Consider the following 15,266-nt stretch of genomic DNA (forward strand, 5'->3'; position numbering starts at 1 on the left):
ATAAAATACCCACCCCGTTAAGCTTAAAAACCAACTGGTATTTGCAGCATAACCGACGATGCGGCTGCCACTATCGTCCCCTGGTAATAACGGGACGTTTACAATGGCTGATCCTCCCCCGACCTGACCCCGCAGAAAAAAGAAATTATCACCATGAAGCCCGGACGAAACGACCCTTGCCCATGCGGAAGCGGTAAAAAATACAAGCAGTGCTGTCTGGGCAAGGCGCTGAACAAACCGCTCGATATCGTTGATGATATCGAGCAAATTCTTGCCATGAATCCGAATCTGACACTGGATGAGCTGAATGTCGTTCTGCAAAGCAGGATGCATGATCTGAACAATCGTCCGAACCCGGATTTTTTGGTTTGACGCCAACACAGATGGCCAATTGGCTAAATGCGCCGTTCCACGATTTGGCGTGGGTTACCGTCAGCACGCCCAGTGATCTTTCTGGCAGCCCGGTCATGCGCTATTTAACGCTGATTCTCGACGAAGCGCTTCAAGGTGGCGGGTCGTTCAAGGCCACCAGCAAAGGCAACTTGCCTACTTCACTGGTTAAACAGGCCAGTGAACTGTTGCCCGAGTTTGCTGTGTCGAAGTTTCCGGTTTCAATCTACCTGAACGAATACGCCGGCGCGAATGAAGACAAGTTCAACGCGCTGCACTATGCCCGTGTCCTGGCAGATATTGCCGGCATCATTTACCAGCGTGCAGGTCGTTATCATGTAAAAAAGCTGCCCTGAAAGAGTATCAGCGCAAAGGCATTCAGGCCTTTTTCAAGCCGATGCTGGAAGCCGCGGTTACCGGATACAACTGGGCGTACATGGATCGGTGGGACTATGATGTTGATTTAAGAACGTTCTGGTTATTTATGTTGTGGCGTCTGCAAGGCCATGCCAGTGTTGATCAGTTGATGGATGACATGCTGACGGCATTTCCTGATTTGCTGTCAATGTTTCCACCCGACGATTATGCTCCGCCGCAAGCACTGCTTGAATCAATGATCGAGGCGCGCTTCATTGATCGCTTTTTGGGGTATTGGGGTTTTGTCGTTATGGACCCGAAACATTTTGCCAGCGGGGCACAAACGCCCCGGGTGGTCGAGATACAGCCGTTGCTTAAGCAAACGTTTGAATTTTCGATTGAAAACCCGGTGTAAGCAGCTGGTTGCAAAGCGACCAAAAGCAGGCGGTGCCCGAGCAGGCGCTTCTTATGTGTCAGCTTGCACGACTGCCCCGGGCGTGGCAGGACAATCAGAACCCCGAACCCGGTTGCTTGAGGAATTCCATTTCTTCCGCGGTTGATGTTCGGCCCAGAATTTCGTTGCGGTGAGGGTAGCGGCCGAAACGCTCAATAATGTCTTTGTGCCTGATTTCATAAGCCAGATTGTTTTCGAGGCCGGGCTGGTTGAACACAGTCATTGCCACGTGGTGGATGGCCAGTGATTCGCTGTGCATGTAGGGCATGTACAGGAAGGCGCGTTGTTGAACGGTCAATGACAGGTCGGTTTTACTGGCAACAGCTTCTTGGGCGAGGGCAAGTGCCAGTGGGTCGGTGGCGAAAGACCGGGGGTCACCGCGAAACATGTTGCGGGGGAATTGATCCAGAATAATAATTTCGGCCAGCCGGCCTTGTGGGATTGCACGCCATGCGTAAAGTTCGCAGTGCCGGGCCTGACGGTGCACTTCGCTGAAGCGCTCGCGGATCAGGGTGTCAAGGGTGGGGTTTTTGTCGAACCAGTCTTTGGATTCGAGTTCGGTAAACCAGAAATTCAGGATGGTTTCGGGCGTATTCAGCATAAGGCTTGTTCCTGTTCATATCATGTATCGTCAGTGTAGCGGTGATGTGACATGCTAGACTCAATTGTCACCGGGTGTGAAAAATACCTGCTCTCAGGAGTTCATGTCATGTGCGCACGCAGGGTAAGTCTTGAATCTGAGATCAATTCATCTTTGGGTAGTCATGCAAGTGTGGCGCTGCCCGATGGGCCGCATCCGGTCCGTCGCAAGATGCTTGCGGCCATGGGGTGGGCAGCTTCAGGCGGTGAATGAAGCGTTACGCCCAGTCCCGGTGGAGTGGAGGTTTGGCTTGGGTTGGGACGATGTGCATCAGGGCGCCTTTGCCACGTCGGATATCCGCGCGTGGTGGAAAAACGGGGTACCCTGGTTTACGGCTCTGACTTTTACGTTCTGCCCGACCATGAACTGGCGGTGATGATCACTGGCACCAGTACCGCCTACAAACCCGATGCCATTGCCGAGCAAGTGCTGTATCAGGCCCTCGTTGAAAAGGGCAGTCTTGCCCGCATGCCCGAAAAATTGGGGCCGACAGCTGACAAGGACGTCAGCCCCTATGCGGTCAATGCCGCAGATCTACAGGGCATCTACGCCAATTATCAGGCGATTTTTCGCGTTTCTATGGCTGATCAGCCCGATGTCGTACAGGTGCACAAGTGGGAAGACGGGCGTTGGAGCGAGAATGCGATCTGGAAGCGCAGAGCTGACGGTTTATTTGCCGATACCGACAAGCCGGCAACGGCATTCGGTCTGGCGCGTCAGGGTAAACAGCGTTACCTTACGTTGCAGATGCCATCAGATGCCGGGTATAGCCGCATTGATCTGGCGTTTGCCCAGGCATTGACAGCGCAACGGCCTGTCCCCGAGGCCTGGACATCGCGTATGGGCCGCACCTGGGTCGTCATCAACGAGCGTTACACCTCGCTGGCCCTGGCAGGGGTGGTCCTGCCCTGACGTTGTTTGCCGTGCCGGAATTGCCCGGGTACATTGGCGTTAACGCCGGGCCTGCCAGCACTGAAAATCAGCTGCTGGTGGCCAATGAACCTGATGCCGCACGCATGTGCCTGAACATTCCGTACACCATGAGCCGGGATTTGAATGATTTGCGGGTAAAGCGCTGTGACGGCCAGGATGATTTGCGTTTTGGCCGGATGCTGTTCAGGTCGCTGGATTCCATGCCACTGCTTGAGGCAGGCGCTACCTGGCAGGCCCACGTATCGCCGCACGGACATGCCTTGGGGGTTCGCGCCGCCCGTTCCATAGAGTTTCAGGTTGAGGGTGCGATAGCCGCTTTCGTGTACGACGCCGATCTTGCGCCGGTTTATCCGGATCAGTTCCGGGCCAGCCCGGACGGTGTGGTCAGAGCAGAGGATGTGTCCGGAACAGTGCTAAAGCCTGCGCGGGTACGCGTACCGAAAGGCGGTCTGGTGTTGTTGTATGGTGAGCCAGGCAGCGTTGTTTCGGTAACAGCGGCGGTGTGAACACAGCCTTTCTTCAGTACGTTATCTGAGTGGTCGTTTCCATTGTTAACCGTTTTTCGATGAAATTTTTATTCTTTTTGCTTTTTTAGCGCTGTTTAATGACAAGTCATAATCAACGTCCTTACCAGGCCGATGTGGCCAGGCTGGTTGAACACCTGAACCTCAAGCCTCACCCGGAAGGGGCTTTTACACCGAAATCTATCGTGCGGCCGATACGGTTGTACGAACCCTTGATGGTGCCCAACGGGCAAGTTCAACCGCCATTTATTATTTGCTTGAACGCGGCGCCTGGTCCGCCTGGCACCGTATTGCGTCGGACGAAGTCTGGCACTTTTATGCCGGCAGCCCATTGAAGGTGCAGGTGCTGATGCCGTCCAAAGAACTGGTCACGCACGTATTGGGGCCCGCACTTGAGCAGTCTGGCTGCGTGTATCAAGCCGTCGTGCCGGCAGGCTGCTGGTTCGCTGCCGAACTGACAAACCCGGACAGTTTTGCGCTTGTGGGCTGTACCGTTGCACCAGGGTTTGAGTTTTCTGAATTTGAATTGGCCGATGGGGCGCAACTATTGGCCGATTACCCGCAGCACGCTGAGGTGATTCACCGGTTGCTTCGTTAAGCATTCATTTTCTGTATGATTGCTTCAGGATTGAAGTTCCAGAATCGTTAAATCCGCACCCCTGAAAATACTCGATATGAAACCCGGACGAAATGACCCTTGCCCATGCGGCAGCGGCGGTGACCGGCTATAACTGGGCTTACCTGGATCGGTGGGGATATGACGTTGACCTGAGAACCTTCTGGCTTTTCATGCTGTGGCGTCTGCAAAACCATTCCAGCGTTGACCAGTTAACCGATGACTTGCTGACGGCATTTCCTGATGTGCTGTCAGCGTTTCCGCCCGACGATTACGCTCTGCCAGAAACTCTGCTTGAATCAATGATCGAGTCACGCTTCATTGATCGTTTTCTGGGGTTTTGGGGCTTTGCCATTATTGACCCGAAACGTTTTGACGACGAGACGAAAATTGGGCGCAAGGTTGAAATACAGCCGCTGCTCAGGGATACCTTTGAGTTTTCAATTGAAGGTGCCACGCGATAATCCTTGCTTCCATCCGCCGCGTTGGGGTCTGGCACAGGCTCAGCCAGCCGATAGCTGGAAACCCTTGTACACGTTTGCTGTCGTTGCCACAATGTCATGGCTACCTTCTCTCTGCCCCAGGTTGGAGATTCAACCTCTAACATCTGTAGAGGTTCCAACTATTCCGACAGCGGGGGTATGTCAGGCATCTTTGAAAATACAAAGTAGCCTCTTGGAGCCACTCACAAGCTTTATTTTTTGAAATCCAAAAAACTAACAAGCAGTTAGACTGCGAAGTCTTCGCGTGATGAGCCACGTTTTTCGGCCTCAACCATCCAGCCTGGCGTTCGCCCTCGACCTGACCACTCTTCACCATTTGGCCCAAGGTACTTGACAACAGCAGGTTTCTTGGAAACCATTTTCTTGCCAGAACTTACAAGATCTTCCGCTGTAATACCGTATTGCTCCATTTTTTCTTTGATATCGCGTATTGCCTCAGCGACTTCTTGTTTACGCAGTTCTTCGGCCTCTTTGAGGAGCATTTCTGCTTGGGCTTTTAATTCATGGTATGTTGCCATTACGTTTTACCTTTATCAATCGGGGTACGCTTATCATCCGCGTACCTCTTGAGGAACTATTTAACTTGCTGTGCCTGCAAGATCTCACATACATGAAGATTCAGGGAAACAAACTCGTTCCATGTGTGTTGTTGGGCATAGTGGAGACTATATTGTAGATCCACTCGGCAGATGTCCGGGCGTGTGGCGTAGATGCCACACTCTTTGCTGGCGGTTTTGTAATGCCGACAAGTCCCGTCGCCACGGTCGAGAAAATGGGTTTTCTCTGCTAGGTTGACTTGCTGGCAGCACAGGCCGCATTGGCTGCAGGGGAAGGCGTGCATGTTATTTGACAAGTGATGTTAGCCATTTCCGAGTACTTGCTCTATCGCCCATCTCAAAAGGGAGCTCGACGCCGCGATTGCTGATTTCATCCTTGAGTAGCAGGCCACGTTGCAGCTCGTCATTACAGCTAGCCAACTGTTGAGCGAACTCAGCGAGTTCATCGGCATCCAGGTTGAATTCGATTCGGCCAAGTTCGGTAAGATAGCGATCCAGTTCTGCATTGATAGCCTGGAATTTTCGCACGCTGGCTGCATGGGGCATGATGGAGTCCACGAATGCCCAAAGCTTTTCAGCGAGGCTGCTATATAGCAGGAAGTAATTGAGACCAAGAGTAATAAGACCTGTTGCCAGCGCGCTCGCGAAAGAGGCCAGTTCGCTACCGAATGGGAAGTTGCACAAGGGCAGCAACTGGGTATAGATCATTGTTCCAACGACGGTGGCGGCACCAACGGAGAGTAAGGCCGTCACGGCTTTGCAAAGATCGACGAAGGGCTGCTGTTGTGGGTTAAAGATTAGGAGCTTGACCGCTTTCACCAGGCTTCCCCACAACTCGCGGATAATCTTGATCGCCATTTTTTGGGTAGTGGCGAATACGTTAAACAAGGTGGTCGTGGCGCTACTAAGGATGCCAGCGAATACACCATCTTTGAAACTGTTCAGGAAATCCTTGAAGCGCAACTTAATGCGCTGCCATATCCCATTCAAGGCTTGCTGCACACTTGCAATGAAGGCGTCGAGGTTGAAGTTGGTCTTCAGTTTTTCCAGTGTTTTGGGGAGTTGCTCCCGCAACTCAAACCATGCTTCCGCCATTATCAGGCCCAGCATTTGTCGTGTTCCCATCTTCAGTCCGGCCACAGCGGAGGCACTGGTAGTCTGTTTCCAGAATTTGCTGCTGGTGTAGTACTTTTGGTTGATCTGCTGGTTATAGGGTTTTCTGGCTTCTTTGTCCCTTTTGCGCATTTCGTCAGGGTCTACAGACTTGAGGGTTTTTATTTTTTCCTCGGTTTTTCTAACCTTATCTTCCAGTTGGCGTCCCTTATGCTGCTGCTCTGGTGTGGTGCGTGGCATGGTGGCAAGATGATCACGGTCTTTGAGTAGTTGAGTCTCGTCTTTCGCTATTTGTTCAGGCAGCCTTGCGAGAAAGACATCAATGGAATCCTTTCCTTTGGATTTATTGAGGGTTTCATGCGTAGATTGCAGGTTGCTGCTTTGATTAGCCAACTCAATGCCGTTGATTTCGGCCAGGACACGTCCGGCGTCATCATGCACTTCGCTAGCGCTAATGACGTGATCCGTATTTCGCGGGTCGTTAACAGCCATGCTTCTGTTACGGTAAGGGTCCTGTAGGGTACCGGTTTGTTGGGTCAGCTTGTCATTGGCTCCAGTTGTTTTATAGGTGCTGTCTTCTTTCTTTACATCCTTATGATGATATTTATCCGAGTCATAGGTTTCTCGATTTTCGTAGTTCTGCCTTTCCTTGTCAGTGGCCCAGACTCCCTGGCGAACATTGTGGATAGTGTCCACCTCGCCTCCGACTTTGTCTTTGAACAGTAGAAAATCAAGCCCGAAACTCGTGGCCAGACTATGGACTACAGTTCTTTCAAGCTCCTCAATCCACGGATATTGGCTGGCCGCTGTCTTCATGAAGTGATCTACTAGATGGTGGGTGGGAAACAAGCGGGGGAGACTCCCCCTTTAAGTCTTAGGGGCGTTCTATTTTGCTAGCTTCCGTATCAGCTTCGACAAGAACTTTATCTAGCTCCCCGTCATTTAGGATCATGAAGCCATCTGTATCAGTTTCCATGATGGGCGTACCGTTTTCATCTTTTGCAATGTCATGCCCCTCTTTCTTGAGTTTGAAAATGGGCGTAGTGATTACGTCGACCAGAATGGCGGCCAGAGCATAGCCGTTTTCAATATTCCGAAGAATTTCATCGCTGAAGTCGCGCAGAGCTGCATCTATGTCACCGTTACTGCCTTTGAGGTTTTCCAAGAAATTGTTGATATCTTTGAGGCTGTCAAAGTACAAGGAGAATTGATCATGGATGGACAGTAGTGCCTGTTTAATTTTTCTTGTATAGCCCTCGGTTGCAGCAAGTTGCTTGATGGCTCTGGCCAGTTTCTTGATCGCTGCCTTGACTTCTTGATCTGCCTTGCGAGCGTTTCTGAGCGCTTCTTCACCATGACTGTTATAGGCCCAGCCAGCAATGGCCAATACTGGAGCCGCCACTGCTGCGCCGAGAATGGCTGTACCTCCGGCAATACCCATGCCGCCAGTTGCCAGGGAACCACCACCGATAGCCGCTAGGGTGGCTTTGGTGGCTGCAGCGCCTGCTAGCGAAGAAATGGCGGTACCAGTGGAGGCAGCGCCTAGTGTCATAACACCCCGTATATGGCAAATCCAGCCGCTGCACCTGCTAAGCCGGCCCCAGCGGCGGAACTCAGTACACCAATGGCGGTATAACTGTAAGCTTCGATGCGTTGTAGTTCATGCTTGGGAATATGGATTTCAAGTTTGTTCTGGCGACCTGCGTTCAATTGCTGGAGGAGTGTGTCGGCAATGGTTTTGAATTCGCTGAGGTGCTTTCCGATATCGAGTTGCTTCCTCCCCAGCATTTCGAGCGCATGAGAGGTTTCTTTCTCTTGTTCGTCGAAGATGGATTTTTTCTGGTCATAGCGATGTTGGGCGTTTTTGACGATTTCGTCTGCTTCCGAATGCTTCTGATAGCCGTCGTAGCCTTTTTTGGCGCCGTAAGCGGCAGTGACCAGTGCGGCAGCTCCAATGATGAGGGGTAGGGGCATGCGGATAAACCTTTCAGGGTTAAAAAAGAATCAATATCTGTAATTGTGTCGAACAGAGGGCTCTCCACATGTGTTGAGGGCTTGCTGTAATCCTGACATCAATTTTTTGTGCCACGTTGTGGGTCGCACGATCTGCACATTTAGCCGGCAAGGGAGGCAGGACTGGATTACTCCATATTTGAACTTCAACACCCAGTCACGTCGCGTATTTAGTATGCCAATGCCTAAACCTGACATAACGCACCAAATAAACTATTTTAATTCCATTCGTTATAACAGAATTTTTTCGTTTTTGCTGTGTCGTGAAATATGCAGCTATAAGTTTCAGTCTAAGAACAATAAATAGTCAGCCTATTTAGTAATGAGTCTCATTCCATTTTCGGCGAGGTGTCAAGGTAGCATAAGCGCTACCTCCTTCCTAGTCAGGTAAGTCTTATATCAGGGGATAGAGCCTGTTAGCCAGCAGACTCAAGGCCTCCCTTCGCTCATCAAAATAGTCGTGGCGATTGTAAACACCCTCAACACCCTTGAGCTTATGATTGAGGCACCGTTCAGCCACATGCCCAGGAACGCCCAGCGAAGCTAGCATGCTTCGGCAGGTACGCCGCAGATCATGAACAGTGAAATGCTCAAGGTCTTCCATTTTGTTTTCAGGTTGCACCGCTCTGCCGGGCTCCCTGCCGAATAGTTTGGAAATTGCGCGATTCAACGTATCTTTGCCCATGTGGGGCATATTGCTTGACCTGCGATTCGGGAAAACATAATCGGACCCACATGCGCGCACTTTCAGTTCGTTTAACCATTCAATGGCTAAGTCCGGCAATGGGATATCAATAGCGACATTCGATTTGCTTCGTTCTTTGGGTAGGCGCCAAACCTTGTCTTTCAGCTCGAACTCGATCCACTTTGCTTCCGTTAGTTCACCTTTCCTGACGCCGAGCAAGACCAAAAGCCCACAGGCTAAATAGTTTTCGCGCGTAAAGCTGTCTGATTCTTCCCTGAACACTTTAAAAGCAAAGGCAAGTTCTTCAATGGTGAGGGCTCGGTCCCTGCTTTTTCTATGCCACCTGCATCGTCTACGGCGAAGGCGCTGGCCGGGTTGCTGGGTATCAAATCCAGTTTGACGGCATGGTTAAACAGTTGCTTGCAGTACATCAACGCATCGTTGGCGGTACTCGGCCTATTGCTTTCTGCAATGTTTCTCAAGACCTGCCTGATGTCGCGGCCCGTGACAGCCTCTGGCCTTATTTGCCCAATGACAGGTGCAATTTCTTTGGTGTAAACCCGAAAGGGGATGTGGTGGTGCTTCAGACGCTTGACGTTGCCTTCGTGCCAGTCGTTGAACAGGTCATCGACGCAATTGATCTCGCCATACCCAGCTCTTTTCTTTTCGACAAGAGGGTCCAGGCCCCCACGAAGCTGCTTCATCTGCACAGCAGCTGCCGCCCGTGCATCTGCTAAAGGCAGATCATCCACAGTGCCCAGCGTCATTTGCTTGCGCTTCGCGTTAGCCGTGAAGCGTAGCGCCCAATACGCACGTCCCCTAGCTGGTACGACAAGGTATAGGCCGTTGCCATCGGCGAAATGTCCGGGCGGGCCTTTGAGCTTTGCACTAACTGCCTTGCTTGTAAGTGCTGCCATAACGTCTTCCTCTAAATGTACTCACCACTTATCGTAGAAAAACTCTGCTTATTGAGTATTGTACTCACCATTGTACTCACCACTTGGCGCTTGATTCTGGTGGATTTACGTTGACCCTGGTTGACTAGATTGGACGTTATGTTATTGATTTATATAAAATTATTGACAGAGATTGACTTCAGTTTACATCACTCTATGTTCTGTGCCTGCTCCCTCATCTGTTCGATCAGCAGCTTCAAATCAATGGCGGCACGGGTAACCTCCAGGCCGGCGGCTTTCGAGCCGAGGGTGTTGGCCTCGCGATTCATTTCCTGGAACAGGAAATCCAGGCGTTTTCCAACACTACCCGCCGCGCCTTTCGCGGTTTTCCCGGCTTTGGCGTCACCGGTAGTCAAAATATGCTGCAGTTCAGCCAGATGGGATTTCAAACGCTGCAGTTCTTCAGCCACATCAACGCGCAATGAAAACAGCGAGGTTTCCTGTGCAATGCGTGCCGACAGTTCTTCACCGCTGATTTGTGCAAACCCGCCCGGGTTGGCCGCTTCCAGGGCTTCGCGCAGGCGGTTGGCCAGTTTGGCCTTGTGCTCGCTCATTAACTGCGGCATGGCCGCTTCAACATCAACCACCACCTCATCAATTGATGCGGCGCATTCCAGCATCATCTGGGCCAGCCGTTGCCCTTCGCGTTCGCGGTTGGCCTGCATGTCGGCCAGGGCGTCGTCCAGGGCCTGTACTGACAGTTGTGTCCAGGCTTGCGGGTCGAAACCATTGGTATCGCCGTTGCCCGAACCCTTGACCAGTTCGGCCAGTGAAGGCGAAGGCGTGTCGGGCAGCACCGCTCGGGCCTGGGCCAACTGGACTGCAACAGAGTTCAGCAAGGCATCGTCAAGTACCGTAGCGGCCTCGGCACGCGTTCGTGCATATGAAAGCCGCACTTCGACCTTGCCCCGTGTCAGGTGTTGTGACAGCTTTTCGCGCAAGGCACCCTCGGCAAAGCGCAAGTCATCGGGCAGGCGAAACGTTACGTCCAGGTAGCGGCTGTTGACGCTGCGAACTTCAAGGGAAACCTGGCCCTCGGGGCCTTCGGTGCGTGCGTTGCCAAACGCGGTCATGCTGCGAATCGTCATGGAATTGTCCTGTTGCTGGGTTCATGGTGCAGACTGAAATGCTTTAACATTGATCCTTGAAAATTTCGTTGGCGTCCAGGCCTTTTCGTGGGCCTATGCCGTCAATTCATTGAAGGAAAACACTTTTGTCTGCTACTGATATTGTTCGTCCGTCAGGCCGTCAGGCCCAGGCCTTGCGCCCGCTCTCCATCATCACCGGTTTCACGCGCCATGCGGAAGGCTCGGTATTGATCAAGGCCGGTGACACCCATGTACTGTGCAATGCCAGCGTACTTGAAAAAGTGCCGCCGTTTTTGAAAGGGCAGGGCAAAGGCTGGGTCACGGCCGAATACGGTATGTTACCGCGCTCGACGCACACCCGGTCTGACCGCGAAGCGGCCCGGGGCAAACAAAGTGGCCGTACACAAGAAATTCAGCGCCTTATCGGTCGCAGCCTGCGGGCGGTATTCGACCTTGAGGCCCTGGGTGAACGCACTCTGCATCTTGACTGCGATGTATTACAAGCCGATGGCGGCACCCGTTGTGCAAGTATTACCGGGGCCTGGGTGGCCGCTGCGCTGGCGGTACGCGGGCTGTTAAACCAGGGTTTGTTGCAACGCAACCCCATCAAGGATCACGTCGCCGCCGTTTCGGTCGGGTTGTTCAAGGGCCATGCTGTGCTTGACCTCGATTATGACGAAGACTCGTCCTGCGATGCCGACATGAATATCGTCATGACCGGGAAAGGCCACTTTGTCGAAGTTCAAGGCACGGCCGAAGGTGAAACGTTCGATCGGATTACCCTTGATGGTCTGCTTGACATAGCGGCTGGCGGCATTGGTCAGCTGGTGAAATTTCAGCAGCAGGCCGTTGACCTGGCCCAATCTAAAGGGTAGGGCATGAGCACTGTCGTATTGGCATCCAACAACGCCGGAAAACTGGATGAATTTTCCCGGATACTGGCCCCGGCCGGTATCCAGATGGTCGCGCAGGGCACGCTGGGCGTAGGTGAAGCTGAAGAACCTTTTCAGACCTTTGTAGAAAATGCGCTGGCCAAGGCCCGCCATGCCAGCCTGCAAACCGGCTTGCCGGCGCTGGCCGATGATTCGGGTCTCTGCGTTGACGTGCTTGACGGGGCGCCCGGTGTTTATTCGGCGCGTTTTGCTGCCATGAATGGCTTTGAAAAGTCTGATGTGGCCAACAACCGTTATCTGGTCAGCCAATTGGCCGATGAAACCAACCGGCGTGCCTGCTACGTGGCCGTCCTGGTCTATGTGCGCTCTGCATACGACCCGCGCCCCGTCATTGCCGACGGGGTTTGGTACGGTGAAATCATTGATCAACCGCGTGGCGGCAACGGGTTTGGCTACGACCCGCATTTTTTCATTCCGGCCTTAGGCAAAACGGCTGCCGAGCTGTTGCCGGACGAGAAAAATGCCATCAGCCATCGTGGCCAGGCCTTGCAGCAGTTGCTGGGCAAGTTGCGTAACCAGCTCCAGGCTTGACGGCCTGTTTTTGCGCCTGAAATCATGCGTCCTGTCATCCCCATCAAGCCTGAACGTCCAGGTAGGCCGAATACTGCAGTCAGTGAGATTGGCCATGCCCCGGTTTCCATGACTCAGGCTGGCCGCATGTCATTACCCGCAGGCACCATCCCGGACCAACCGTCGGGCCGCACCACGCTGTCAAGCTTGCCGCCCTTGTCACTGTATGTGCATGTGCCTTGGTGCGTACGCAAGTGCCCTTATTGCGACTTCAATTCCCATGAATTGAAGGGCGAATTGCCCGAAGCCGATTATCTGGCCGCCTTGCAGGCCGACCTTGAGCAGGCCTTGCCTCTGATCTGGGGTCGTTCGGTGGTATCGATTTTTATCGGGGGGACGCCCAGCCTGCTGTCGGCGGCAACGCTTGACGCGATGCTGGCCATGTTTCGGGCCTGCCTTAACCTGTTGCCAGATGCTGAAATCACCCTGGAAGCCAACCCGGGCGCGGCTGAAGCGTCACGTTTCAAAGACTATTCCGCCAGCGGCGTCAACCGCATGTCGCTGGGGATACAAAGCTTTAATGATCAAGCCCTGAAAAGCCTGGGTCGCATTCACGATGCCGCCCAGGCCTGTGCGGCCATCGAGATGGCCCAGGCGGCCGTCAATCGGGTCAATCTGGATGTCATGTTTGCGTTGCCGGGCCTGACTGCGGCTTTGTGCGAGGCCGATCTGCGCCGGGCTTTGTCGTTCGGTACCGGGCACTTGTCGCTGTATAACCTGACACTGGAACCGAATACGGTATTTGCCAAGTACCCACCAGACGTACCGTCCGATGACGAGGCGGCAGTTCTGCAAGACCTGGTAGCGCACACCCTGGCCGATGCCGGATTCGAGCGCTACGAAGTATCGGCCTACGCACGCGTCGGTCAACGTTGCCTGCATAACCAGAACTACTGGGAATTTGGCGACTATCTGGGCATTGGTCCAGGGGCCCACAGCAAATTGTCGTTTCACGACCGTATCGTGCGGCAGGCCCGGCTGAAAAATCCGGCCAGCTGGATGGCCCAGGTTCACCGGCGTGATGATTCCCATCTGGCCCAGTCGGAACAGGTCATGCCGGAAGATCTGCCGTTTGAATTCATGTTGAATGCCTTGCGGTTGCATGATGGCGTCAGTGCGGCCACCTTTGTTGAGCGTACGGGCCTGTCGATCGCCGAAATTACCCCGGCGTTGGCACGGGCAACGCGAAAGGGCTTGTTGGTCGATGATCCGACACGCTTTCAGGCAACAGATCTGGGCTGGCGCTTTCTGAATGATTTGCAATCCGAATTTCTGGATTAAAGTGTGAAAATCGCGCAATCGCACCATGAAACGCACCATAATAGTGCATTCGCACCAGATCAATCCGGTTTCTTTCCCCAACCATGCCGGGTTTGTCCAGTTTTTGGTGCATCAAGTCCCGAATCAGGCACCTGAAAAGTTGGCACGCTTATTGCTTGAGTATCGGTATGCAGTTCCGAATTGTTGACCCCTAAATGTTCAGGAGTTCTTATGTCCACCCCAGAAGATGTTGTTAAGTTGATTGCAGACAAAGAAGTCGCCTTTGTGGACTTCCGTTTTACCGACACGCTTGGCCGCGAGCACCACATGACCGTGCCGGCACACACTGTTGACGAAGAAAAGCTCGAATCGGGCCAGGCGTTTGACGGTTCGTCGATTGCGGGCTGGAAGGGCATCGAGGCCTCTGACATGCTGCTGATCCCGGACTCCAAAAGCGCACGCATGGATCCGTTCCGTGAGGAAAATACGCTGATCCTGACCTGCGACGTCGTTGAGCCATCTGATCTGAAGGGGTATGACCGTGACCCGCGTTCGCTCGCCAAGCGTGCGGAAGCCTACCTCAAATCCAGCGGCCTGGGCGATACTGCCTATTTTGGTCCTGAACCCGAGTTTTTCGTTTTTGACGGCATCACCTGGAATGACGATGCATCAGGCTGCTTCGTGAAGATCAAATCCGAAGAAGGCTCCTGGTCACGTGGTCTTGAGCTTGAAGGCGGCAACCTGGGCCATCGTCCCAGCGTCAAGGGCGGCTATGTGCCCGTTCCGCCGGTTGATTCGTTTGCCGACATGCGTTCCGAAATGTGTTTGCTGCTGGAGCAGCAGGGTGTTCCGGTTGAAGTGCACCACCACGAAGTGGCAGGCCCCGGCCAGCTTGAAATCGGCACCAGGTTCAGCACTCTGGTCGAACGCGCCGACTGGAACCAGATCATGAAGTACACCATCCACAACGTGGCTCATGTGTACGGCAAAACGGCTACATTCATGCCCAAGCCCATAGTGGGTGACAACGGTTCCGGCATGCACGTTCACCAGTCCATCTGGAAAGACGGCCAGAATCTGTTTGCCGGTAACGGTTACGCGGGCCTGTCGGAATTTGCCCTGTATTACATCGGCGGCATCATCAAGCATGCCAAAGCCTTGAATGCAATCACCAACCCGGGCACCAACTCGTATAAACGTCTGGTTCCGCATTACGAAGCCCCGGTCAAGCTGGCTTACTCGGCACGCAATCGCTCGGCATCGATCCGTATTCCGTATGTCGGCAGCCCGAAAGCCCGCCGCGTCGAAGCGCGTTTCCCCGATTCTCTGGCCAACCCTTACCTGGCATTCTCGGCCTTGATGATGGCCGGTCTTGACGGGGTGCAAAACAAGATTCACCCCGGCGATCCCGCAGACAAGAATCTGTACGACCTGCCGCCCGAAGAAGACGCAAAGATCCCGACCGTTTGCGCTTCGCTGGAAGAGGCCCTGGCCGCGCTGGACGCTGACCGCGAGTTCCTGACCCGTGGTGGCGTATTCAGCAACGACATGCTGGATGCGTACATCGAACTGAAAATGGCCGAAGTCACACGTCTGCGCATGACGTCACACCCGGTCGAGTTCGACATGTACTACAGCCTCTGATCGGCAAATG

18 protein-coding genes and 2 pseudogenes are annotated in these 15,266 nt (G+C 53.4%); 11 read left to right on the forward strand and 9 right to left on the reverse strand.

The window, feature by feature from the left end; all coding sequences use genetic code 11:
• Window positions 1-156: 156 nt before the first annotated feature.
• The 3 genes and pseudogenes from N7E01_RS17240 to N7E01_RS17250 form a co-directional block, all read left to right on the forward strand.
• Window positions 157-219 (forward strand): annotated as a pseudogene (locus N7E01_RS17240) (SEC-C metal-binding domain-containing protein); the annotation flags it as partial.
• A 149-nt stretch (window positions 220-368) separates the two neighbouring features.
• Window positions 369-746 carry a hypothetical protein gene (locus N7E01_RS17245; protein ID WP_289173763.1) on the forward strand — a complete coding sequence of 126 codons (378 nt, stop codon included), beginning with the start codon at window positions 369-371 and terminating at the stop codon, window positions 744-746.
• Between the two features lie 41 nt (window positions 747-787).
• A complete protein-coding gene (locus tag N7E01_RS17250) occupies window positions 788-1,162 on the forward strand; it encodes a hypothetical protein (RefSeq protein ID WP_289173764.1) in 375 nt (124 codons plus the stop codon).
• Window positions 1,163-1,256: 94 nt separating this feature from the next.
• Here the strand turns inward: N7E01_RS17250 and N7E01_RS17255 are convergent, their stop codons facing one another.
• Window positions 1,257-1,802, reverse strand: a complete 546-nt coding sequence (locus N7E01_RS17255) for a DUF924 family protein (RefSeq protein ID WP_289173765.1) — start codon at window positions 1,800-1,802, stop codon at window positions 1,257-1,259.
• Between the two features lie 342 nt (window positions 1,803-2,144).
• Between N7E01_RS17255 and N7E01_RS17260 the strand changes: the two genes are divergently transcribed.
• From N7E01_RS17260 to N7E01_RS19155, 4 genes and pseudogenes are all read left to right on the forward strand, one after another.
• A complete protein-coding gene (locus tag N7E01_RS17260; protein ID WP_289173766.1) occupies window positions 2,145-2,753 on the forward strand; it encodes a hypothetical protein in 609 nt (202 codons plus the stop codon).
• 2 nt (window positions 2,754-2,755) lie between these two features.
• Entirely contained in the window at window positions 2,756-3,280 is a 525-nt protein-coding gene (locus N7E01_RS17265) for a hypothetical protein (RefSeq protein ID WP_289173767.1), read from the forward strand.
• A gap of 98 nt (window positions 3,281-3,378) precedes the next feature.
• Window positions 3,379-3,896, forward strand: a pseudogene (locus N7E01_RS17270) (cupin domain-containing protein).
• 76 nt (window positions 3,897-3,972) lie between these two features.
• Window positions 3,973-4,029, forward strand: a complete 57-nt coding sequence (locus N7E01_RS19155; protein ID WP_350495049.1) for an SEC-C metal-binding domain-containing protein — start codon at window positions 3,973-3,975, stop codon at window positions 4,027-4,029.
• Window positions 4,030-4,641: 612 nt separating this feature from the next.
• On the opposite strand, the gene N7E01_RS17280 is transcribed toward N7E01_RS19155, so the two are convergent.
• The 8 genes from N7E01_RS17280 to N7E01_RS17310 all read right to left on the reverse strand — a co-directional run bounded on the left by N7E01_RS17280 (window position 4,642) and on the right by N7E01_RS17310 (window position 10,829).
• Window positions 4,642-4,935 (reverse strand): H-NS histone family protein, encoded by a 294-nt coding sequence (locus N7E01_RS17280; protein ID WP_289173769.1) that lies wholly within the window; start codon window positions 4,933-4,935, stop codon window positions 4,642-4,644.
• 56 nt (window positions 4,936-4,991) lie between these two features.
• Window positions 4,992-5,258, reverse strand: coding sequence for a YkgJ family cysteine cluster protein (locus N7E01_RS19160; RefSeq protein ID WP_350495050.1), 267 nt, complete (start codon window positions 5,256-5,258; stop codon window positions 4,992-4,994).
• Between the two features lies 1 nt (window position 5,259).
• Window positions 5,260-6,903 (reverse strand): hypothetical protein, encoded by a 1,644-nt coding sequence (locus N7E01_RS17285; RefSeq protein ID WP_289173770.1) that lies wholly within the window; start codon window positions 6,901-6,903, stop codon window positions 5,260-5,262.
• Between the two features lie 58 nt (window positions 6,904-6,961).
• Window positions 6,962-7,639, reverse strand: a complete 678-nt coding sequence (locus N7E01_RS17290; protein ID WP_289173771.1) for a hypothetical protein — start codon at window positions 7,637-7,639, stop codon at window positions 6,962-6,964.
• Window positions 7,636-8,061, reverse strand: coding sequence for a hypothetical protein (locus N7E01_RS17295; RefSeq protein WP_289173772.1), 426 nt, complete (start codon window positions 8,059-8,061; stop codon window positions 7,636-7,638). The genes N7E01_RS17290 and N7E01_RS17295 overlap by 4 nt, the downstream gene beginning before the upstream one ends.
• 433 nt (window positions 8,062-8,494) lie before the next feature.
• A complete protein-coding gene (locus N7E01_RS17300; RefSeq protein WP_289173773.1) occupies window positions 8,495-9,010 on the reverse strand; it encodes a site-specific integrase in 516 nt (171 codons plus the stop codon).
• 11 nt (window positions 9,011-9,021) lie between these two features.
• Window positions 9,022-9,702: a tyrosine-type recombinase/integrase gene (locus N7E01_RS17305; protein ID WP_289173774.1), complete on the reverse strand. Its 681-nt coding sequence runs from the start codon at window positions 9,700-9,702 to the stop codon at window positions 9,022-9,024.
• A gap of 188 nt (window positions 9,703-9,890) precedes the next feature.
• On the reverse strand, window positions 9,891-10,829 hold the full coding sequence (locus N7E01_RS17310) for a YicC/YloC family endoribonuclease (protein WP_289173775.1): 939 nt from the start codon (window positions 10,827-10,829) through the stop codon (window positions 9,891-9,893).
• A gap of 125 nt (window positions 10,830-10,954) precedes the next feature.
• On the opposite strand from N7E01_RS17310, the gene rph reads away from it, so the two are divergent.
• From rph to glnA, 4 genes are all read left to right on the forward strand, one after another.
• Window positions 10,955-11,704 (forward strand): ribonuclease PH, encoded by a 750-nt coding sequence (gene rph, locus N7E01_RS17315; protein ID WP_289173776.1) that lies wholly within the window; start codon window positions 10,955-10,957, stop codon window positions 11,702-11,704.
• Between the two features lie 3 nt (window positions 11,705-11,707).
• Window positions 11,708-12,313 carry an RdgB/HAM1 family non-canonical purine NTP pyrophosphatase gene (gene rdgB / locus N7E01_RS17320; RefSeq protein WP_289173777.1) on the forward strand — a complete coding sequence of 202 codons (606 nt, stop codon included), beginning with the start codon at window positions 11,708-11,710 and terminating at the stop codon, window positions 12,311-12,313.
• Between the two features lie 126 nt (window positions 12,314-12,439).
• Window positions 12,440-13,633 carry a radical SAM family heme chaperone HemW gene (gene hemW, locus N7E01_RS17325; RefSeq protein ID WP_289175853.1) on the forward strand — a complete coding sequence of 398 codons (1,194 nt, stop codon included), beginning with the start codon at window positions 12,440-12,442 and terminating at the stop codon, window positions 13,631-13,633.
• A gap of 210 nt (window positions 13,634-13,843) precedes the next feature.
• Window positions 13,844-15,256, forward strand: a complete 1,413-nt coding sequence (glnA, locus tag N7E01_RS17330) for a type I glutamate--ammonia ligase (RefSeq protein ID WP_289173778.1) — start codon at window positions 13,844-13,846, stop codon at window positions 15,254-15,256.
• The last annotated feature ends 10 nt before the right edge of the window (window positions 15,257-15,266 follow it).

It is taken from the genome of Neopusillimonas aromaticivorans, assembly GCF_030344915.1.
GTDB classification, from domain to species: domain Bacteria; phylum Pseudomonadota; class Gammaproteobacteria; order Burkholderiales; family Burkholderiaceae_B; genus Neopusillimonas; species Neopusillimonas aromaticivorans.